General features: G+C 62.2%; 22 protein-coding genes. 11 read left to right on the forward strand and 11 right to left on the reverse strand.

Annotated features, from left to right (window positions below; all coding sequences use genetic code 11):
* Positions 1 to 4 precede the first annotated feature (4 nt).
* The gene (locus EOW68_RS02330; RefSeq protein ID WP_128223568.1) at positions 5 to 1,909 is read left to right on the forward strand and encodes a S9 family peptidase; all 1,905 of its coding nucleotides are present in this window, start codon (positions 5 to 7) and stop codon (positions 1,907 to 1,909) included.
* Here EOW68_RS02330 and EOW68_RS02335 read toward each other — a convergent pair.
* From EOW68_RS02335 to EOW68_RS02345, 3 genes are read right to left on the reverse strand one after another with little or no spacing between them, the layout of a single operon-like run.
* Positions 1,906 to 3,144, reverse strand: coding sequence for a site-2 protease family protein (locus tag EOW68_RS02335; RefSeq protein ID WP_128223569.1), 1,239 nt, complete (start codon positions 3,142 to 3,144; stop codon positions 1,906 to 1,908). The genes EOW68_RS02330 and EOW68_RS02335 overlap by 4 nt on opposite strands.
* A gap of 51 nt (positions 3,145 to 3,195) precedes the next feature.
* Positions 3,196 to 3,924: an endonuclease V gene (locus tag EOW68_RS02340; protein WP_128223570.1), complete on the reverse strand. Its 729-nt coding sequence runs from the start codon at positions 3,922 to 3,924 to the stop codon at positions 3,196 to 3,198.
* Positions 3,924 to 4,859, reverse strand: coding sequence for a rhomboid family intramembrane serine protease (locus EOW68_RS02345; protein WP_128223571.1), 936 nt, complete (start codon positions 4,857 to 4,859; stop codon positions 3,924 to 3,926). The genes EOW68_RS02340 and EOW68_RS02345 overlap by 1 nt, the downstream gene beginning before the upstream one ends.
* Positions 4,860 to 4,985: 126 nt before the next feature.
* Between EOW68_RS02345 and mptA the strand changes: the two genes are divergently transcribed.
* Complete coding sequence (gene mptA, locus EOW68_RS02350) at positions 4,986 to 5,915, forward strand: GTP cyclohydrolase MptA (RefSeq protein ID WP_128223572.1); 930 nt, start codon at positions 4,986 to 4,988, stop codon at positions 5,913 to 5,915.
* Here the strand turns inward: mptA and EOW68_RS02355 are convergent.
* Positions 5,912 to 6,715: a TrmB family transcriptional regulator gene (locus tag EOW68_RS02355; RefSeq protein WP_128223573.1), complete on the reverse strand. Its 804-nt coding sequence runs from the start codon at positions 6,713 to 6,715 to the stop codon at positions 5,912 to 5,914. The genes mptA and EOW68_RS02355 overlap by 4 nt on opposite strands.
* A 61-nt stretch (positions 6,716 to 6,776) precedes the next feature.
* Positions 6,777 to 7,322 carry a diadenylate cyclase gene (locus EOW68_RS02360; RefSeq protein ID WP_128223574.1) on the reverse strand — a complete coding sequence of 182 codons (546 nt, stop codon included), beginning with the start codon at positions 7,320 to 7,322 and terminating at the stop codon, positions 6,777 to 6,779.
* A 142-nt stretch (positions 7,323 to 7,464) separates the two neighbouring features.
* On the opposite strand from EOW68_RS02360, the gene EOW68_RS02365 reads away from it, so the two are divergent.
* Complete coding sequence (locus EOW68_RS02365) at positions 7,465 to 7,749, forward strand: DUF7967 family protein (RefSeq protein ID WP_128223802.1); 285 nt, start codon at positions 7,465 to 7,467, stop codon at positions 7,747 to 7,749.
* Between the two features lie 3 nt (positions 7,750 to 7,752).
* Here EOW68_RS02365 and EOW68_RS02370 read toward each other — a convergent pair whose 3' ends face one another.
* Entirely contained in the window at positions 7,753 to 8,202 is a 450-nt protein-coding gene (locus EOW68_RS02370) for a pyridoxamine 5'-phosphate oxidase family protein (protein WP_128223575.1), read from the reverse strand.
* Between the two features lie 115 nt (positions 8,203 to 8,317).
* On the opposite strand from EOW68_RS02370, the gene EOW68_RS02375 reads away from it, so the two are divergent.
* From EOW68_RS02375 to lpdA, 5 genes are all read left to right on the forward strand, one after another.
* Positions 8,318 to 8,563, forward strand: a complete 246-nt coding sequence (locus EOW68_RS02375) for a DUF8151 family protein (protein ID WP_128223576.1) — start codon at positions 8,318 to 8,320, stop codon at positions 8,561 to 8,563.
* Between the two features lie 251 nt (positions 8,564 to 8,814).
* Positions 8,815 to 9,930 (forward strand): pyruvate dehydrogenase (acetyl-transferring) E1 component subunit alpha, encoded by a 1,116-nt coding sequence (gene pdhA / locus EOW68_RS02380; protein ID WP_128223577.1) that lies wholly within the window; start codon positions 8,815 to 8,817, stop codon positions 9,928 to 9,930.
* Positions 9,930 to 10,934, forward strand: a complete 1,005-nt coding sequence (locus EOW68_RS02385; protein ID WP_128223578.1) for an alpha-ketoacid dehydrogenase subunit beta — start codon at positions 9,930 to 9,932, stop codon at positions 10,932 to 10,934. The genes pdhA and EOW68_RS02385 overlap by 1 nt, the downstream gene beginning before the upstream one ends.
* A gap of 2 nt (positions 10,935 to 10,936) precedes the next feature.
* Entirely contained in the window at positions 10,937 to 12,571 is a 1,635-nt protein-coding gene (locus EOW68_RS02390) for a dihydrolipoamide acetyltransferase family protein (RefSeq protein WP_128223579.1), read from the forward strand.
* A gap of 18 nt (positions 12,572 to 12,589) precedes the next feature.
* Positions 12,590 to 14,002 (forward strand): dihydrolipoyl dehydrogenase, encoded by a 1,413-nt coding sequence (lpdA, locus tag EOW68_RS02395; RefSeq protein ID WP_128223580.1) that lies wholly within the window; start codon positions 12,590 to 12,592, stop codon positions 14,000 to 14,002.
* Here lpdA and EOW68_RS02400 read toward each other — a convergent pair.
* Positions 13,996 to 15,021: an AI-2E family transporter gene (locus EOW68_RS02400; protein WP_128223581.1), complete on the reverse strand. Its 1,026-nt coding sequence runs from the start codon at positions 15,019 to 15,021 to the stop codon at positions 13,996 to 13,998. The two genes, lpdA and EOW68_RS02400, sit on opposite strands and share 7 nt — an antisense overlap.
* 87 nt (positions 15,022 to 15,108) lie before the next feature.
* Here EOW68_RS02400 and EOW68_RS02405 point away from each other — a divergent pair, with 87 nt between their 5' ends.
* Positions 15,109 to 16,329, forward strand: a complete 1,221-nt coding sequence (locus EOW68_RS02405) for a cation:proton antiporter regulatory subunit (RefSeq protein WP_431358703.1) — start codon at positions 15,109 to 15,111, stop codon at positions 16,327 to 16,329.
* Positions 16,326 to 17,564, forward strand: coding sequence for a TrkA C-terminal domain-containing protein (locus EOW68_RS02410; protein ID WP_128223583.1), 1,239 nt, complete (start codon positions 16,326 to 16,328; stop codon positions 17,562 to 17,564). Before EOW68_RS02405 ends, EOW68_RS02410 begins: the two co-directional genes overlap by 4 nt.
* A gap of 5 nt (positions 17,565 to 17,569) precedes the next feature.
* Here the strand turns inward: EOW68_RS02410 and hisH are convergent, their stop codons facing one another.
* Both hisH and EOW68_RS02420 read right to left on the reverse strand, forming a co-directional pair.
* Positions 17,570 to 18,262, reverse strand: coding sequence for an imidazole glycerol phosphate synthase subunit HisH (gene hisH / locus EOW68_RS02415; protein ID WP_128223584.1), 693 nt, complete (start codon positions 18,260 to 18,262; stop codon positions 17,570 to 17,572).
* A 224-nt stretch (positions 18,263 to 18,486) separates the two neighbouring features.
* Positions 18,487 to 18,978, reverse strand: coding sequence for an RNA-binding protein (locus EOW68_RS02420; protein WP_128223585.1), 492 nt, complete (start codon positions 18,976 to 18,978; stop codon positions 18,487 to 18,489).
* Positions 18,979 to 19,189: 211 nt separating this feature from the next.
* Between EOW68_RS02420 and EOW68_RS02425 the strand changes: the two genes are divergently transcribed.
* A complete protein-coding gene (locus EOW68_RS02425) occupies positions 19,190 to 19,744 on the forward strand; it encodes an NfeD family protein (RefSeq protein WP_128223586.1) in 555 nt (184 codons plus the stop codon).
* Positions 19,745 to 19,748: 4 nt separating this feature from the next.
* On the opposite strand, the gene EOW68_RS02430 is transcribed toward EOW68_RS02425, so the two are convergent.
* Both EOW68_RS02430 and EOW68_RS02435 read right to left on the reverse strand, forming a co-directional pair.
* Positions 19,749 to 20,279 carry a Mov34/MPN/PAD-1 family protein gene (locus EOW68_RS02430; RefSeq protein WP_128223587.1) on the reverse strand — a complete coding sequence of 177 codons (531 nt, stop codon included), beginning with the start codon at positions 20,277 to 20,279 and terminating at the stop codon, positions 19,749 to 19,751.
* Between the two features lie 53 nt (positions 20,280 to 20,332).
* On the reverse strand, positions 20,333 to 20,971 hold the full coding sequence (locus tag EOW68_RS02435) for an SOUL family heme-binding protein (RefSeq protein ID WP_431358704.1): 639 nt from the start codon (positions 20,969 to 20,971) through the stop codon (positions 20,333 to 20,335).
* Positions 20,972 to 21,060: the final 89 nt, after the last annotated feature.

The following is a 21,060-nucleotide window of genomic DNA, read 5'->3' on the forward strand; positions in this document are numbered from 1 at the left end:
CAGTATGCCAGCTCCGCCAGACGGAGACGTTCTCGAACAACTCGCAAGCTTGCCGACACTCGCACACCCGACGGTCTCGCCGGACGGTAACGAGGTCGCCTTCTACTACGACGTCAGCGGCCGCAACGAGTTGCACGTCCTCGACGTGGAGACAGGAGAGATGAACCAGTGGAGCGACGGCGAGGTTCCACGAAACGCACGCTGGTTCGTCGAGTGGGGGGCCGACGGCGAACAGATCTACTTCCATCTCGACGAGGGTGGCAACGAACAGAACGACATCTACAGCATCTCTCGCGACGGCGAGGTCGAACCAGTCGTCGAGATAGACGGACAGGTCGCCATCCACGACGTCGGCGAGGACGACGAGACACTCCTGGTCGGCTCCAGCCGTGACGGCCAGATGAACGTCTACCGGCACGACCTGCCGACCGGCGAGACCACGAAACTGACCGAGTACGACCGGGCCGTCTGGGGGTCGATTCTCTCGCCGGACTGCAACCAGATCGCCTACTCGACGAACGAGACCGACGATTTCGACAACAGGGACGTCTACGTCGCCGACGCGGACGGCTCGAACGCCCGAAACCTGGCGATCGGCGAGACTGGTGCCGAGAGCGCGCCGGTCGACTGGGGACCGGACGGGGACCGACTCCTCGTCGCCGACAACACACCGGATCTCGGCCGGATCGGGATCTACCACCTCGGATCCGACACTGTGGAGTGGCTCGGTGACGGGAGCTACGAGGAAGCCCCCGAAGCCTTCCTTCCGGATGGCGAGCGTGTCATCGGAACGCGCCAGCGCGATGCAGAGACCATCCCGGTCATCTACGATCTCGAAACGGGCGACAGCGAGGAGTTCGATCTGCCGGCGGGCGTCGCGGGCTTCGGCCGCAGCGGGGATCCAGTCGTCGACGACGACCAGGTGATCTTGACTCACACGACGCCGACGACACGCCCCGATCTGCTCGCCTACGACGTGACTGGACACGACTCGGAGACGCTAGTCGAAGCAGAGTACGGCCCGTTCGAACCCGAGGATTTCGCCGACGCGGAGTACTTCACAGTGACCTCGGACGGCGTGCCGGAGACACCACAGGCGGCCGTCGAGCACGACCCGTACGAAGCAGTCGAGATCGGCGCGTTGCTGTACGACTCCGGCGTTCGGCCGTCGCCGCTGATCGTCAATCCACACGGGGGGCCGCGGGCACGCGATACGAAATCGTTCGATCTGTACACGCAGGTACTGATCTCGCTTGGCTACTCGGTGTTGCAGGTGAACTACCGTGGTTCGACCGGGAAGGGCCGGGAGTTCGCCGAACTGCTGATCGACGACTGGGGCGGTGCGGAGCAAGGCGACGTCGTCACTGCCACCGAGCACGTCCTCGAAACGAAAGAGTGGGTCGACGACGACCGCGTCATCGTCTTCGGTGGTTCCTACGGCGGCTTTTCGGCCTACTGGCAGCTGGTGCAGTATCCGGAGTTGTACGAGGCGGGCATCGCATGGATCGGACTCACGGATCTGGCGGATATGTTCGAGAACACGATGCCACACTTCCGGACGGAACTGATGGAGAAGTATCTCGGCACACCCGAGGAGAATCCCGACCTGTACAGAGAGCGCTCACCAGTGACCCACGTCGAGAACGTCGACGCACCTCTTTTCATCGTCCACGGCGTGAACGACCGCCGCGTTCCGGTCTCGCAGGCCCGGATCTTCCGCGAGGCACTCGAAGCACACGGCTACGAGGCAGGAGAGGACGGTGACTTCGAGTACGAAGAACTCGGAGAGGAGGGCCACGCCTCCTCGGACCAACAGCAGAAACTCCGGATGTTCGAGTTACTCGCGGAGTTCCTCGACCGCCGGATCGGTGCCCAGCGGGGCGAACTGGCCGCCGCCGGTGACGACTAACGGTTCTGCTGGAACTCCCACTCGGACTGCCGTTCGTCCGATGGGGTGCGCTGCCGGTCGCGGGGTGGCTGCCCCGGCGGTGTCTGTTCCTCGTTGAGGCGTTCGCCCTCGAACTGATCTCTGGCTGTGACGATTTTGAACGCTCGCATCAGATCCGTCCGGGTGATGATCCCGAGCAGTTCTCCGGAGTCGACTACCGGGAGTCGCCCGATGTCGGTCTCGCCGACCATCCGGAACGCCGCCATGACCTCGGCAGAGGGATCGATCGTCGCCAGTTGTTCGACGGGGGTCATCTGCTCTGCAGCGACAGCATCTTTCCTGTCGACCGACTGGATATCTTCGAGCGTAACGATCCCGACGAAGTCCCCGGTATCGAGCACGGGATAGCCACTGTGGCGTTCTTCGAGCATGACATCGAGCAGATCCGAGATCGGTGTATCCGCTTCGACGGTGACTAGCTCGTCTGCAGGCGTCATCACGTCCTCGATCTCGACACCTTCGAACGCTGCATCGAGCATCATCTGTCTGCTCTCTGACGTTGCCGCGATGTAGACGAACAGTGCGATTGCGAGGAGGAAAAAATTGCCCATCAGCAAGCCACCAAGACCGAGGAGGATGGCGAACCCCTTGCCGACAGTCGCGGCCGTCCGGGTCGCGTCGACGTAGCTCCGATTCCGTGCGAGCAATGCCCGCAGGACGCGTCCGCCGTCCAGTGGAAAGGCCGGAAGCATGTTGAAGACAGCGAGGCTGACGTTGAGCAGCCCCAGGAACAGAAGCAGGAAGACGACGACGTCGACCGAGGGGACCACGAGGAGCACCAGGCCACAGGCAGTGGCGATGACGACGTTGACCAGCGGGCCGGCGACGGCGATCCAGAACTCGTGGAGCCAGTTTTTCGGGAGCTCGGCTGGTTTCGCCAGCCCACCGAGCAGCCACAGCGTGATCGATTCGACCTCGTAGTCGTAGTGGCGTGCAACCACCGAGTGACCCAGTTCGTGGAGGGCGACGCAGGCAAACAGCGAGACGGCGGCGATAGCTCCGATTACGAGCGGCCTGACACCCTGCGTCAGCGGGCCGGGGTCGATCGTCGTTCCGAACGTCTCGTTCAACCGCGGGATCAACACGCTGATCTGTGCACCCAGCACCCAGGCGAACACCGGCAGGATGAACAGAAACGTGATATCCAGCCTGAATGGGATGCCAAACACTGTCCCGACCCGGTAGCTTCGGAACATATCTACCCCTACGTGATACTGCGGTTTCAACTACTGGGTCCCGGGACCAGCTTACCCGGTGAGTTCGGCTGCATAGCTGTCTGCAAGACGCGTGGGTTCGGGGAGCTTGTAGCCAGCACAGCACCCCTCGACGAGATCCGCCGCCGTCTCGGCACTGATCCGGTGACCGGGACTCACGTAGAGGGGGTTGATGTACCGGTTCCCGGAGTCGTACTGGCGACTCTGGAGAGCGTAGCCGATGACTGTCCCGTCAGGTGCAGTCACGTTCCCGTCTGCGACGATCGGAACCCGACTGCCCACTGGTAGTGGATCGTCCAGCGACTCTGTGGGTCGACCACAGAGCAGACTCTTCGCGACACCGACCGATGGCAGATCGAGTGTCACGCCGATGTGTGTCGCCAGCCCGGCCTCCCGGAAGTGAATCCGGCCGCTCCCGTCGAACAGCGCCACGTCAGGCTCGGTCTCCAGTTTGGCGAACGCGGCCAGGATCGCCTCGCCTTCCCGGAAGGAGAGCAGTCCCGGAATGTAGGGGATCTGTGTCGGGACGCTCGCGTGAACACGTTCGACGACGTGGCCGTCGCGCATCACGACGATCGCGCTGATCGCGTCGTCGCCGTCGAAGCCCTGATCGACACCGGCAACGAGCGCGTGGCTGTCGAAGATATCAGTCTCGAAAGCGTCCGCGAAGATCGCGGTGTCGGCGATGTCGACCTGGAGAGACTCCATCTCCGAGTGGGAGTCGGCCGGATCGGGGACGAAATCGGGATAGACGGGTTCCATTAGAACGGTCCGCGGCCGCCAGGGCCACCCGGTCCACCGGGGCCACCCATCCCGCCGCCGGGACCGCCGCCACCGAACCGGACCTGCTTTGGCACGCGGATCCGGTCTTTGACCCGCTGGCCGTATACCAGCCCGATCAACACACCGACGAGGTGGGCCGTGTGGGCGATCCCGCCGGCGCTGGGGTCGCCGACCGCGATGAGAACCGCAGAGATGACGACAGTTGCGCCGGTCAGTACCCAGATCGGCATCGGGATGATGAAGTAGAGATAGACCGTCAGATTCGGGTTCAGAATCGTCAGCACACCCATCAGCGCCAGTGCCGCGCCGCTCGCACCGACGACGCCGACACCGAGCCCCTCACCTGCGAGAACCTCGGGGGCGATCTGTGCCAGTCCGGCGGTGACACCGCTGACGATGAACAGCGCGGAGAATTTCTTCCAGCCGATGTACTGCTCGACCAGGCTGCCGAAAAAGTAGATGACGATACTGTTGAAGAGGATGTGCAGAAAGCCGCCGTGGGCGAAAATAGAGGTGATCCACGTCCAGACGTAGAGGGGGTTCTCGGGCGTAAGAACGAAAATCGTCTCCATAAGCTGCTCGCCAGCAACGATACTGACGACGAGCTGGAGTCCGAAGGTCACCCACATGAGACCGAGAAAGACGTAGGTCATGTTGTTCCGGAAGTAAGCGAGCGGGCCGCCCGGGCCGGTATCGATGCCCAGTTTGGCAGCGACGCCTTTGTCTGTCGTCCCCGACCCACCGACAGTTTCCTCGAAGCCACTGTCGAACACCGGCCCCTGCTGTTCCCAGTTGTCGAGTCCGGAGCAGTCGTGTGCCTCGGGCAGTCGGTGATCACCGCAGTACGTGCCGCCACAGTGCCGGCAGTGATACGGCATGCTTTCTTCCTCACCGCAGATGTCACACTCTGCCATTGGCTCACATTGGACCGGGGGTCGCAAATGAATTGTGTTTGTCTGCAACAGCCCCGCGTTTCCGAACTCCGAAGAAAAATTGAGATATCGAAAGCAATAACCCTCATTCTCCCCTAAACGTGTTCGATGAGTCAGCAACTGCCGGATGTGCAGGCCTCCAGCCCGGACGTACGTGTCGGACTGAACCGCGTCGGTGTCACTGGTGTCGAGAAACTGGTGAAAGTGGCCCGCCCGGAGAAGCGACCGATCATTCTGATGGCCGAGTTCGACGTCTTCGTCGACCTCCCCTCCTGGCGAAAAGGAGCGGATATGAGCCGGAATATGGAGGTCGTCGACGAGACGCTCGAAGAAGCAGTCAGCGAGCCAACCTACCGTGTCGAGGACGTCTGTGGCGACACCGCAGAACGGCTCCTCGAAAAACACGACTACACGACGAAAGCCGAGGTCCAGATGGAGGCGGAGTATATCATTCGGGACGAGACGCCCGCCTCCCAGCGCATGACACAGAGTTCCGCGGACATTATCGCCGCCGCGACAGCGACCGACGAGGGAACGACAGAGAAGATCGGAACCCGTGTGACGGGGATGACAGTCTGTCCCTGCTCGCAGGGGATGTCGGCGAGTCGTGCCCGGGAGACGATGCGGGGGCTCGATATCGACGAGGAGACGATCGACGAGTTCCTCGAAGCGGTTCCCCAGCCCGGTCACTCCCAGCGTGGGCACGCGACGCTCACCATCGAAAGCGACGGCGCACCCGAGGTCGATCTCCACGACCTGATCGAGGTCGCGCGGGATTCGATGAGCGCGCGGATCTACAACATGGCCAAACGGCCGGACGAAGATCACATGACCTACGAGTCGCACAAGGACGCGAAGTTCGTCGAGGACTGCGTGCGTGCGATGGCCGACGGTGTCGTCGAGCAGTTCCCCGATCTGCCGGACGATGCGGTCGTGACGATGAAACAGTCAAACGACGAGTCGATCCACCAGCACAACGCCCACGCGGAACGGGTCGCCGAGGTCGGAACGCTGCGCTCCGAAGTCAACGGGAACTAGAGTTCGAGTCTGTCTGCCTGTTCCCAGGAGGAGTCGACCGCCTCGCGAACGTTCGCGACGAAGCCCGGATCTTTGAGATTTATGACACCGAATAGCTCGGCTGCATCCGTCGGATGTGGGACTTCGAGACAGAGTTCGGTGCCGTCGATCGACGCCGACGTCGCAGTTAGATTCGCACCGACACGGACCTCGAAGTTGCGGTGATTCTGGAGGTGATACCGGTAGCGTCGGCCGACGCTCTGTGGCAGGCCATCGACGACGTCCGGATCCATCAGCACCGACACCGAGACGCCGCGTTCGATCGCGTCTTCGAGTTCGTCGACGATCCGCTCGCCGACGGTGTCGAGATCCATGTACAGCGCCGTCGTCGCGGTGACGAGCACGATCCGTTCGTCCGCGGTGGCGATCCGTTCGACGAGCAGATCTGCAGCCTCCTGTTCGCCGAGTGCGGCCGTCCAGAACGGTTCGTCGACCGGATCAGCCCGTTCGAGGTTCGTCTTGAGTTCGCTCGCGATCTCCTCGTACTGGGAGACTTTCTGTTCGAGTTCCTCCCGTTTCGTTTCGAGCAACCTGTCGAGGGCCGTATCGGCCTCGACTGCGACGTACTTTTTCGGGCGGCTCGCAGTCTGGCTCCGGATCAGATTCCGCGTCTCCAGTCCGTTGAGCACGTCGTAGATCCGACCCATCGGGACGTCGCTACGGGCCGACAACTCCTTGGCCGTTGTCGGCCCCATTTCGAGCAGCGATCTGTACACGCGCGATTCGTACTCCGACAACCCGAGATCCCTCAACGTCGCCATTTGTCTGCATCTCTCTGCGGGCTAGTATAAACTCACCGATGGTTTACCGCAATAATCACTATCAGTCGGGTCGCCAGCGGCCACCGATCTGTTCGCGCGGGTAATCCTGATACGTACCGTCCAGAAACGTCGTGACACGGCCGTTTTCCTCGCTCAACGTGACCGCCCAGAGAACTTCCTCGCGGGTCGAGACCTCCAGTGCGCTCAGATGTTTCGTCCCCATCCAGTCGGGGTAGGTCAACGTATGCGAGTCCTCGATGTTGTGGCTTCGAACGCGGACCATCTGTCGCTGAATGGTGCCGTCCGCGGCGACGACGACCGCCCCGTCACAGTTGAACGCCACGTGCCGGGCGGCCTCGATGAAGTTCTCCGCCGACTCGGAGACGACGGCACACCGCTCCGTCGGCCAGTAGTTCGCCCCCAGTGGATCGGTGTACTTGTCGAAGTTGACGTCGGCGACGACGATGAAGTACAGACTCGGGCCGGAGACGTACTCCTCGTCCCACCGCGCGAATTCGAGACTCAACGTTTCGGCGGTATACCGAATGAGATCCATCAGTTCCTGGCTGCTCTCGTAGTTCACCTGAACTGAAGCGGTATTCCCCATGTGATTATCGCTACGGACTACACCTGCTTGAACCCCCTGCCTGGTTGATAGGACGTGAGAGTGACACGCTGTTGGACGGAGAACGAGGTGAGAGATGCCTTCCAGTCAGGGCTTTATCCCGCTGCCACTCCAAGAGCCATCTATGTCGGATACAGCCGACGATACTGTCCGCGTCTGGCTCGTCGAACGAACCTACTCCGACGACGAACAGAACCTGATTATTCTCACCTACGCGACGCCAGATGGCGAGCGATACTTCCGCAAGGAGCGGGCGTTGACCTCCTTTACCGACCAGCGCGAAACGACTGCCGCGGTCGACGTCGGCGTGGAGAATCTCGGCAGCGTCGACGAGCCGGAGCTGCGGTCACAGTACCGGTCTGAGGCAGAGCGGATGGCCGAGAAACACGATCCGGACGATCCGATTTGAGGCTCACTCGGCGCTGTAGCCGGTCAGGGTGTCGGGATCGAGGACGTACCAGACCCGGTCGTCGAGATCCGACAGCGGACTGCGGTACGACCACGGGACCACATCCGCAGGGTTCTCCGCGAGCAGCGCCATTAGATCGGCGATCCGGTCGCGATCCTCGACACGTTCGAGTTCCCCGGTCGCGATGACACTCTGCCACTCGGTGAGATCCGTCCACTCGTAGACACAGAGCGTGGCCTCCTCGGTATCGGCCAGAAACTGCTGTTTTCGGCTCGGCTCCTCGAAGAGGAGTTCGGTGGTGAACAGTCCGGTGTCGGGATCGTAGCCGTAGACGATCGGGATCCCGTACGCCCGGTTCTGGCTTGCAAGCGAGAGAAAGCCGTGACCCTGTGACCGAAGGAACTCGTCGGTTTCCTCCCTGGACATCTCGCGACTGGTCTGTGAGAGACTCATACGCCCCGTTTGGACAGCTATCAAGTAATATCTACTGTCCACCCGGAAGGGTACAACGTCGACAAATCTGCCGTCCAACCGGAACGGTTATCAGAATCGGCCAGATAGCGGAGGTATGCAAGAAGAGCTCCTCGACGTGATCTTACACGCCGTCGTGTTCGTCGGCTACACGGTCGCAAGCGCCCTGTTTGCTGGCTTCGGCGTGCTGTTCGAGTACAGAGGCTATCTCTCGATACTCGGCGGTGACACGTTCGTCGCAGCGTGGATCGGTCTCCTCGGGCTCGTGATGCTCGGCCTGTCGTATCTCATCGTCACCGACAAGGCCACTGTCGCGTTCGGTGAACTGCAGACACAGCTGTAACGACGACTGCGATCCCACAGCTCGACGCGATGGAACGCGTCGTCATCGAGTAGCAGGTTTCTGACACAGGTTGTCATCCAGCAGGGGGGTCAGAGGCGGGATTCAAAAAACGCACAAACCAGGCGCGGAGAGTGAGCAGACTGGAAACGACACAGTCGAGAATCGGTAACAGTGGAAACTTTCCGCGAAAACAATTTACCCCAGGCAGATGAACTACCAGGTATGCTGCTCTCAGCGAGGTGGGGTGTTTCGTGAGCGTCATACAGCGCGATCCAACTGATCGGGTTCGGATCCTCGACGAGGATGGATCGGTTCGTGCGGGGGCCGAGGTGCCGGATCTCGACGACGCCGAACTGCTGGAGATGTACCGGACGATGAAACTCGGCCGGCATTTCGACAAGCGCGCGGTGAGTCTGCAACGGCAGGGCCGGATCGGCACCTACCCGCCGATGTCGGGGCAGGAGGGGGCCCAGGTGGGGAGTGCGTTCGCGCTCGACGACGAGGACTGGGTGTTCCAGAGCTACCGGGAACACGCCGTCAGCTACCACATGGGCTGGCCGCTCGAAGACGTGATGTTGTACTGGATGGGGGCGTCGGGCGCACCACCCGAGGGGACCAACATGTTCACCGTCTCCGTGCCGATTGCGACGCAGATTCCGCACGTCACCGGCGCGGCCTGGGCCGCGAAGCTCCGCGACGAGGACCGGGCCTTCCTCTGTTATTTCGGTGACGGCGCGACCTCGGAGGGTGATTTCCACGAGGGAATGAACTTCGCGGGCGTCTACGACGTCCCGGCAGTGTTTTTCTGTAACAACAACCAGTGGGCGATCTCGATGCCCCGGGAGCGACAGACCGCGAGTGCCACACTCGCCCAGAAGGCCCACGCCTACGGCTTCGAGGGCGTGCAGGTCGACGGGATGGACCCGCTCGCGGTGTACGCCGTCACGCGGGAGGCCATCGAGAAAGCGAAAGATCCCGACGGTGCCGACGAGGAGATCGGTCGGGCGACGCGGCCGACGATGATCGAGGCCGTGCAGTACCGATTCGGCGCGCACACGACCGCAGACGACCCGAGCGTCTACCGCGACGACGAAGAGGTCGAACGCTGGCGGCGAAAGGACCCGATTCCACGGATGGAGGCGTTCCTCCGCGACCGTGGACTGCTCGACGACGAGCAGATCGAGACGATGGATCGGGAGATCGAAGACGAGGTTGCAGCGGCGATCGGCGAAGCCGAGAGCCGGGAACGACCCGATCCAGCGGAGATGTTCGCAGAGGTCTACGCCGACATGCCAGATCGACTCGACGACCAGCTCGCCTACCTCCGGCGACTCCGCGACAGACACGGTGACGAGGCGATCCTCTAATGAGCAAAGAGCAAGTCGACACGAGCCAGGCGCAGAATCTCACGCTGGTACAGGCAGTCAGAGACGGACTGCACTCGGAGATGGAGCGCGAGGAGGACGTGATCGTCATGGGCGAGGATGTCGGCGAGAACGGCGGTGTCTTCCGCGCGACACAGGGACTCGTCGAGGAGTTTCCCGACCGCGTGATCGACACGCCGCTGGCCGAGTCGGGGATCGTCGGCACAGCGATCGGGATGGCCGCCTACGGGCTGCGCCCGGTGCCGGAGATCCAGTTCATGGGCTTCATCTACCCGGCGTTCGACCAGATCGTCAGCCACGCCGCCCGCCTGCGTGCGCGCTCGAACGGCCGCTTTGCCTGTCCGATGGTGATCCGGGCACCCTACGGTGGCGGGATCCGTGCGCCGGAACACCACTCCGAATCCACGGAGGCGTTTTTCGTCCACCAGCCCGGCCTCAAAGTCGTCATCCCGTCGACACCCTACGATACCAAGGGGTTGCTCGCGGCGTCGATCCGCGACCCCGACCCGGTGATCTTCCTCGAACCGAAGCTGATCTACCGGGCGTTCCGCGAGGACGTGCCCGAGGACGAGTACACAGTTGAGTTGGGCGAGGCGGCCACTCGCCGCGAGGGCAGTGACGTCTCGGTGTACACCTGGGGGGCGATGACACGACCGACGCTGGAGGCTGCCGAGGATCTCGCCGAGGAGGGAATCGACTGCGAGGTGATCGATCTCCGGACGCTCTCACCGCTCGACGAGGAGGCGATCAAAGAGTCCTTCAAGAAGACAGGCCGGGGCGTCGTCGTCCACGAGGCCCCCAAAACCGGGGGACTGGCCGGTGAGGTTATCGCCACGATCCAGGAGGACGTGTTGCTGTACCAGGAGGCACCGATCAACCGCGTGACCGGGTTCGACGTTCCGTTCCCGCTGTACGCGCTGGAAGATTACTACATGCCCGAGCCGGCGCGGATCAAAGACGGTATCCGGGAGACAGTCGAGTTCTGAGTATGGCATTCGAGTACGAACTACCCGATGTCGGCGAGGGCGTCGCCGAAGGCGAGATCGTCGCCTGGCACGTCGCCCCCGGCGACCGCGTCTCGGAGGACGAGGTGCTGGCGGACGTCGAGACCGACAAGGCGATCGTCGATCTCCCCTCCCCCGTCGCAGGAACGATCAAGCAACTCCACGCGGAGGAAGGCGAAGTCGTCGAGGTTGGAACCGTCGTCGTCACGATCGACGTCGACGGCGACACACCAGAAGACGAAGAGGTAGAGGACGCAGTAGCGGCGGAACCAGATGCGGCCGCAGCCGACGCCGCGACCAGCGAGCCGGCGGTCGACGGGACAGATGCGGACGGCGAGACGACAGATGCGGACGGCGAGACGACAGATGCGGACGGCGAGACACCGGTCGCGAGCGGGCGCGTGTTCGCACCGCCGAACGTCCGCCGACTCGCACGCGAACTCGGCGTGGATATTACTGCTGTCGACGGGTCTGGCCCGAGCGGCCGGATCACCGAGGCAGACGTTCGGTCGGCCGCCGAATCGGGTACTGGTGAATCCGAGGCCGGCGAGGAAGAGAAGCGTAAATCCGCCCTCAGCAAACGAAGCGACTCGGGGGACTCAGAGCGAAAATCGGCCGTCAGCAAACGGAGTGATTCCGATGGCCCAAAGTCTGCGGTGACAAAACGCAGTGACAGCCAAGAGAGCGGGGCAGCGAGTGCCGCCGACTCCACGGACAGAGAGCAGACAGTCGCGGCTCCGGCGACGCGAAAGCTCGCCGAGAAACACGGTGTCGATCTCGACGAGGTTCCCACCGACAAAACCCGCGACGGCGAGGCCTTCGTCGAACCGGAGGATATCGAGGCCTACGTCGAAACCCGGGAAGCTGTCGAAGCGACGGAAGCAGAGACAGCGGCCAAAAGCGAGGCCAGACCAGTCCGAACGGAGCCCTACAAGGGGATTCGTCGGACGATTGGCAACCAGATGCAGGCCTCCTCGTCGACGATCCCGCACGCGACACACCACGACACGGCCGTCGCCTCGCAGTTAGTCCAGAGCCGAGAGAAACTGAAAGAGCGAGCGGCCGAGCAGGGCATTTCGCTCACGTACATGCCGTTCGTGATGAAGGCCATCGTGGCCGGGCTGAAACAGCATCCCATCCTCAACACGGAACTCGACGAGGACGACGAAGAGATTCGCTACAAGGAGTACTACAACATCGGCATCGCAGTCGCGACAGATGCGGGGCTGATGGTCCCGGTCGTCGAGGATGTCGACGAGAAGGGACTGCTGGAGCTGGCCTCGGAGATAAACGAACTGATCGAGCGGGCGCGCAACCGGGAGATCAGCCGCGAGGAGATGCAGGGCGGCACGTTCACCGTCACGAACTTCGGCGCGATCGGCGGGGAGTTCGCGACGCCGATCATCAACCACCCCGAGACGGCGATTCTCGGCATCGGCGAACTCGAACAGCGACCCGTCGTCGAGGGTTCTGGTACGGATGCCGACGTGGTTGCACGGCACACCCTCCCCCTCTCGCTGTCGATCGACCACCGCGTCATCGACGGCGCAGAGGCGGCGGAGTTCACGAACACGGTCATCGAGTATCTTGAAGAGCCATCGCTACTGCTTTTGGAGTAAACAGAGAAATACATAACAATGGTTGTAGGAGACGTTACTACGGGAACTGATGTACTGGTAATCGGCGGCGGACCGGGTGGCTACGTGGCGACGATCCGCGCCGGACAACTCGATCTGGACGTGACACTGGTCGAGATGGACGCCTACGGCGGGACCTGCCTGAACCACGGCTGTATCCCCTCGAAGGCACTGATCTCCGCGACGGACATCGCACACACGGCTGGCGATGCCGAGCGAATGGGGATCTACGCCGATCCGGCGGTCGACATGCAGGGGATGGTCTCCTGGAAAGATCGGCTCGTGACGAGACTGACGAAAGGTGTCGAATCGCTGTGCGAGCAAGCGGGCGCGACGCTGATCGAGGGACGCGCCGAGTTCGACGGCGAGAACAGAGCGCGGATCGTCCAGAGCGGCGAGGGCCAGGGCTCGGAGTCGATCGAGTTCGAACACGCGATCGTCGCGACCGGCAGCAGGCCGATCGAGATCCCGAACTTCGAGTTCGACGGCGAGCAGATCCTCTCCTCGCGGGACGCGCTCGCACTCGACACTGTGCCGGAGAGTCTGCTGGTCGTGGGTGCTGGTTACATCGGGATGGAGCTGGCGACGGTCTACCAGAAGCTCGGCTGTGACGTGACCGTCGTCGAACAGCTGGATAACGCCCTGCCGACCTACGAAGACGACGTGACGAAAGTCGTCCGCGAGCGGGCCGAAACACTGGGAATCGACTTCCAGTTCGGCCAGACAGCCAAAAACTGGGAGGAGACCGACGAAGGAGTCGTCGTCCGGGCCGAAAGCGACGACAACGAGATGGCGGAGTTCGAGGGCGAAAAGTGTCTCGTCGCGGTCGGCCGCCGACCCGTCACGGACACACTCAATCTCGATGCCGTCGATATCGAGATCGAGGAGGGCGTCATCGAGACGGACGACCGGGCGCGGACATCGCTCGATCACATCTTTGCCGTCGGCGACGTGGCCGGTGATCCGATGCTCGCACACAAGGCGTTCAAAGAGGGAGAAGTCGCCGCGGAGGTCATCGCCGGCGAGCCCTCGGCACTCGACTACCAGGCGATCCCCGCGGCCGTCTTCACCGATCCCGAGATCGGCAACGTCGGCATGACGGAAACGGAAGCCGAGGAAGCCGGCTACGACCCAGTCGTGGGTCAGATGCCCCTGCGGGCGTCCGGGCGCGCGCTCACACTGAACGAGCGTGAGGGGTTCGTCCGCGTCGTCGCCGACGACGAGACGGGCTTTCTGCTCGGTGCACAGATCGTCGGGCCAGAGGCCTCCGAACTCGTCGCCGAACTCGCCGTCGCGATCGAACTCGGCGCGACACTCGAAGATGTCGCCGCGACGATCCACATCCATCCGACACTCGGTGAGGCAGTCCACGAGGCAGTCAAAGGGGCGCTCGACGAGAGTATCCACTACTGAGACGACTCTTTTTGTGCTGTTTCGGACAGTGACTGCTGTTCCGATTCAGTCCGCTCGGAGAGTAACTGGACGACCTCGACGAGCAGCGCGACCACGAGCGGGCCGAGGATGATCCCGATGGCACCGATCGTGAGAATGCCGCCGACGAAACCGACGAAATAGAGCGTCGCCGGGAGTTTGCCGGTGTATCCGGCGAGTTGCGTTCTGATAATCGCATCGGGCATAAACGAGATAAGCAAGAGCCCGGCCGCCAGAACAGCGATACCCCGGACCGGAAACCCGACCAGGAAGTCGTTGGCCGCGATCACGAAGACGAGCAGGCTCGGACCGACAATCGGAATAAACTGCAGAATGCCGGCGATAGCAGCGAGTGTCAGCACCGCTTCGTAACCGAGTCCCCAGAAGACGATCACGGCAATGATGAATGTGGCAATCGCTGTGAGTGCCTGGAGAACGTAGATCGCAAACAGCGTCATCCGGGTCCGCTCGTGGAGGCGACGGAGAATATCGTGATACTTCGCCGGCACAGCAGCGAGAATCGCGCTCTGTGCCTTGTGTGGTTTATACAGGATGCCGTACAGAAGGAGCGTAAACAGAGTCAACTGGAGTGCGATCTCCGGCGCAGCAACGGCGGTATTCAGCGCGAAATCACTGATCCAGTCTGTCGCGGCATCGACAGCAGGTGCGGTCTCGACATCGTAGACAGGCTCCCCGACTGTCACAGAGATCGTATCCGGAAGCTGCTGGATCACCGAGATTGCCTCGTCACGCCGTTCGTAGAGAAGAAAGGCCAGTGGCGAAAAAACCAGTACAACAGCGAAAAACGTCGTCAGCGTGGCGATCGCACTCGCGATCCGGTCTGTGGTCCGTCTGGCGAACCACTGACGAACGGGATAGAGGACGTACGCGACAGTCACTGCAAACACCACCGTCTGGAGGACAGCCCGGAGAACGACACCCGTCAGTACCAGCAATGCGAGCAACAGCCCACCGAGCGCGATCTGCCTATGTTGGTCCATAGACAGAGATATTTCGATCACGGATCATAATCGTTCGGCCAGTGAACTATCCGGATCTTTCAAGTACGCTGGTTCGACAGAGTGTGTATGGTCTCGGATATTTTGTTCGATATCGGACTGGGTGTCTATCTGGGTTTGCTCGCTGGTATTTTCCCGGCCGTCGTCGCATTCGCACTCGGGTTCAGCTTCCGGTATCTGACCGGCGTGAGTATTCCGGGGCTCGGTGTCGTCGTTCTCGCAGGCGGTCTCGCCGGTATCTCGGGTGGGCTGGTCGGGTTGCTCGACGAAGAGGTCGCACAGAGCAGCGCCGGGATGGCGGCCTTCCTGATCGTGTTGATGCTCTCGCTGTGGGCCCACAGCCAGGGCGACAAACTCGGTGCCGCGGTCCCACGCCAGCTCACACTCTCCGGATTGCGCCAGGTCGGACTGTCTGCTGATATTCTGGAGCGGGTCGACTCCTACGGCCAGATCCGGATCAAACCGATCGGCTCGATCGAAGATATCGAGGGCTACCCGCCGCTGTCGGAGGAAACACGGGAGTCGATCCGGGCGGACTCCTGGAAGTTCTCGGCCGACCTGTCGCTGCCCGAACTGGAGATGCGGCTGTCGGAGAAACTGCTCGAAGAGTACGGCCTCTCCGAGGTCGAAATATCGATCAACGCCGACGGACTCGCGGAGATCCGTGCCGCGCCCGGACGGGCCGGGCTCTCACGGCGCGTCCCGTCGGGCAAGCGGGCCGCGTCGATCAAAACACTGCTCCCGACCGGACTGGCAATCGGTGACAGGGTACGCATCGATCTCGCGGAGAGCCCGGTGACAGGAAAGGTCGTCAGCGCCCGAACGGCCAGCACCGAGTCGAATTCGACGCCGGCTGGTCCCGATGGGGAGCCGGAGACGGACGGGGGAACCGACGAGAAACCAGTTCGGGCACCCACGACCGACGGCGGCGACGGATCTGTAACCGTTGCACTCTCCGCGGACGAGGCACGGCGGCTCCTCGGCGAGGAGTTCGCGAAGATCACCGTCCAGTCCCGCGGGAAAAGCCGGGAGTACGAGGCGCTGGATATCCTCCAGCGCGACGGGAACCAGTTCGAACTCGTCAGCCTCGAAGCGAACGGTCCGTTCGACGGTGTGACAATCGGCGAATCAGCGATACGGGATCGGTACGGAGTTGCGATTCTCGCGATCCGACGGCGGACCGAACGGATCGTCGCCCCGCGCGGATCGAGACGGCTCGAAGCCGGTGACGAGCTGATTATCACCGGCAAACCGAACGCGATCAGGTCTTTCAGGGAGGAGACAGCATGACGCTCGTCGGGACGATTATCAGCACGATCCACAGCGCCATCGAGACACCGATTCTGGTGTTGCTGTTTCGAGTCGTCGGCCTCGCGCTGTTGTCGGGGTTCGTCGCCGGATCGGCTGCCTTCTTGTTTCGGTGGCGGGCCGGAATCCAGCTCCCGGAGGGGCCCGCGCTGTTGCTCGGTCTCGGTGCCGTCGGCATCTATCTCAACACGCGGATCGCCCTCGTCGAGTTTCTCGGCGACAACGGGGGTTTGCTCACGCGGACGGCGATCGTGACCAATCTGTTGATCCTGATCGCGAGCGCGTTTGCCGCGAGTGCCGGCTGGCGGGTCGGCGACCGGTTCGGTGCCACAGAGCAGGTCAACCGGACACTCAGGCCGGATCTGAGCCCCTTCGTCCGGGCGACCGGGCGGCTGATCACTGTCGAGATTCCGACAGAGATCAACGACATCAGCGGCTACGATCCGGTGACAGAAGAGACCAAGGAGCAACTCGCTGGGGAGACGTACAACTTCTCACGAGGGCTGACCGTCGAGCGGCTACAGGAGGCACTCGCGACACGGCTGCGGACCGACTACGATATCGCCCACGTCGACATCGATCTGACCGTCGATGGGACCGTCGAGTATCTGGCGGTCGGCCGGCGCGCATCCGGAATCGGTCCTGCGCTGCCGCCCGGCATGAACGCGACGGCAATCCAGGCGGATCCGGCCTTTAGCGCCAGTCCCGGTGATACGATCCAGATCTGGAACGAGAGCGAACGGATCGGGACCGCCGAGTTGCGCGCGACGGCCGGGCAGACTGTCACGGTGAGTGCCCGTAGCGATATCGTGACCAAACTCGATCCGCGGACGAGCTACCGACTGATGACACTCGCAGCAGACGAGCGCGTCGACCGGACGTTCATGGGGATGCTCCGCCGGGCCGACGAGACGATGGACATCGCCGAAGTCGCGGACGGAGCCACGCTGGTCGGGATGACCGTCGGTGAACTCGGGCTGTCGGTCATCGCCATCGAAGACAGCACCGGAGCCATCGAAACGATCCCCAACCGAGACCGGGAGTTCGTCCCCGGTGACAGCATCTTCGTTATCGGCCACCCGACGAAACTTCGACGGGTCGAGGCGGCTGCGACCGGACCGGCGAGCTACGACCAGCCGACGACGAGTGCTAGACCGAAACAACAGACTGGCAGCGGCTCACGGCTGCGGTTCTGGAGACGAAACGGACGGAACTGATCGGGTTACGGCTCGCACATATCGACGAAGTTCCGGAGGATCGTCAGCCCGGTCTCGCCGGATTTCTCGGGGTGGAACTGCGTACCGAAGACGTTGCCGGCCTCGTTTGCGACGATACTGGCGAAGTCGGTGCCGTAATCCGTCGTGGCGACGACAGCGTTCGGATCGTCGGGTTTCGCGTAGTAGGAGTGGACGAAGTAGGCGTACTCGCCGTCGACCGAGCGGTCCGGATCTGGCTCGCCGTCGGGGTCTGCGAGCGCGGGTCCGCCAACGAGCGGGTGATCGCGCTCTACCGACAGCGTGTTCCAGCCCATCTGTGGCACTTTCACATCGTCGGGGAACCGGACGTTCGTGCCGGGGATGAGATCGAGTCCCTCTGCACTCCCCTCGCCGGCGTGTTTGGCCTCCTCGCTCGTACTCAGGAGCATCTGCATCCCGAGACAGATCCCGAAGAGGGGTTTCCCGGCCTCGGCCTCCTCGATCAGCAGCTCCCGGAAGGGGCCGGCGTTTTCCATGCCTTCGCTGAAGGCACCGACACCCGGCAGGACGATGCCGTCGGCGTCTTCGATTACCGCGGGATCGTCGGATATTTCCACTGCTGCGCCGGCACGCTCTAGCCCGCGAGTGACACTCCGCAAGTTCCCGAGTCCGTAATCGACGACTGCGATCTCCGCGGCCGTCTGGCGTTGTCCACTCATACAGGAGCGTTCGGTTTCCCCTACTAAGTGGGTTCGCTTTCCGTCGCAACTGGTGTCTATTGTGAAAAATTGAACCGTCGTGGTTCAAAACAGGAAGAAAATCCCGGGAGAAGAAAACTGAACGAGAATTATTTCTCGAAACAACAAGAAGTCTCGGAGCTTTCTTGTTGTTCTAATCGCAGTACGCAGGTCAAACTAGACAGCACCCAACAGAAACTCGACTCTCAGACAGTCAGTTCGTACAGATCGTCGCCGACGTGGTGGATCGATTCCACGACACGGCCCTCGTCGCCGACCATATCCGAGCCGTCAGTCTTCGCGCGACCGATCGCGAGGAACTTCCCGTGGGCTTCCTCGTTGATGACGACCAGATCGCCCGCCTCGATTTCGTCGCCGGCCTCGACGATGCCGGGGCGCATCACGTCAGCCCCGTCGGAGACGAACTGGATCGCGCCAGTGTCGACGGTAACGATCCGTTTCGTCGGCGGGAACTCGTTTGCCCCCCTGACAGTGAGGAATGGTTCGTCCTCGCCGTCGCCTTCGACGTAGAGCACGAGCGGTTCGCCGTCGACCAGGACGACGTTCCAGTCCCCGCCAGTCAGTTCGACCTTCTCGAAGGAGTCAGCAGCGACCGTGACTCCGAGCTGCTCCTCGATCCCATCCTGGATCTCGCTGATCGCGTCCGACCGGAGGTGGTGGCGTGACTTCACGTCCATATCTGTGGTGTCGATGGCCCGCCGCATAAACGACTCGTTCGGAGAGACAGTTCGTGATGATTGCGGTCATTTTCGGCACGGTAGCGAAAACGAGGCTGTTTCGGCGCTCAGACTTATTCTCTCGATACCCGGCGGGAAAGACTCGCAATAATAAGTATCCAGCCCGGAAACCACCCCGAACTGTTATCTGCCGAGCAGCCTAATATGGTATATGGTCCTTGGCACGCTGATGGGGAGCATCGCCCTTTTTATGCTGATAGCTGGCGCTGGGCTCATCATCGCGGAGGCGTTCGCCCCCGGGGCACACTTTTTCGTCGCTGGGACCGGGATCTTCGCGGCCGGGCTGGTCGGGGTGCTCCTGCCAGACGCGATTCCGGATCCACTCGTGCTCACGATTATGGCAGCGGTCGTCCTCGTCACCTCCGTCGGGACGCTGTACGTCTACCGGGAGCTGGATCTCTACGGTGGGGACAGCAAAGGAAAGACGAGCGACTCGGCCTCGCTGCGCGGGAAATCCGGCCGTGTCGTCGAGCGTGTCACCACGCAGTCAGGCGAGATCAAACTCGACGAGGGTGGATTCAACCCCTACTACAAGGCGCGGAGCTTCGACGGCGAAATCGAGGAAGGCGAGGAGGTGATCGTCATCGACCCCGGCGGCGGGAACGTCCTCACTGTCGAATCGATGTCCGACGTCCAGGACGAGATCGACCGTGAACTCGAACGTGATCTGGAACGCGATGCCGAAGAGACAGAGACAGTGAGTTAATCGACTACCGGAACCAGGAGAACAGTCCGCCGTTTTGTTTCTCCTCCCACTCTTCGTCGCGGAGTTCCTGATCGATCTCGTCCTGTGTGATATCGAAAAACTCCTCCTCGGGAAGTGGAACGTTGAGGACGTCGAGCGTCGTCGGTTCGCCCTGATTGTCGAAGGCCTGCCAGTCACCCCTGCGATAGGGTGCGCCGACGATGATGTGGACCTTCCCTTTGCCGAAGGTCCGGAGGTCGGCATCACTGGGCCGGAGGACACCGTTGGGGTGTGAGTGGACCGAGCCGACCGACTGGACGTTGTTGGGCTGCATCATCTCCTTGACTTTCGCGCTCGTCGGCCCCGACTCAGTGCCCGGGAGGACGAGCACGTCGGTGATGACCTGTCCATCCCGGTCGAGTCCGAGTCGGCTCGCATCGTCGGCTCGCAAAAATCCCATATACTCGTTCGGGTGTGTCTCCTCGGAGGCCGAGAGAACGAAATCCATCGTCTCCCGCGCGATGCCCAGGAGCTCGTCCGACCGGAACAGTCCCATACTGTCGTGAGTTTGGTGCTATCGACTCCTAAGTATTCCGTCTTTCAGCTTGCTTACTCGACAGTCCCGGAAGCAACCTCGATTTCCACTTCGTTCCGTCGCATAAACGGCGGTGTCCAGGGGTCGTTGTACCGGAGCAACGACGGTTCACCACGCGGCTCGATATCCTCACGTTCGAGCGTCGAGAGGAGGGTTCGTTCGTGTCGTCTGACCCGCCACGCCGGTGCGTACCAGGAAAACTGGTCGACCGCGACGGTTTTCGGCGGCTCTGTGACCAGTTCGACAGTCGAGTCTGTCGGTTCGGGGGCAGTTTCGGGGCTGTACTCCGGCGGCAGATAGAATGCCATCCGGACCGCATCTTCGCTCCCGTCCGAGTCAGATCGCACGGGCGCAGTCATCGGGATCGTGGTCCCGCCCTGTGTTTCGACGGGTGCAGTCATCGAGATCGACTCACTGCTCCTGTTTGCACCCGAGATGTACCGGAAGAGTCGTCGAAACGCCGTCGTCTGGTTCGGTGCGGTCGTCTCGGCGAGAGTGAGCTCCGGGTACCGACGGAGTTCGATGCCATCCAGCCGCTGGAGTCGCTCGTAGGGGACCGGTTTTGCCGTTCGTGCGGAGTAGAGCCCCCAGCCGATCCAGCCAGCGAGGAACACGCCGCCTCCGACGAGGAGCGCTTTCGTGAACTCTCTCATACGATATATTCATCGGCCAGTGTCATTAACGAACCGTCGGCGTCGTCCTCGTCGGCAAACAGTCTGAACACCGCGTCTGGAAATAGTGG

It is taken from the genome of Halovenus amylolytica (genome assembly GCA_004015825.1).
GTDB lineage: Archaea > Halobacteriota > Halobacteria > Halobacteriales > Haloarculaceae > Halovenus > Halovenus amylolytica.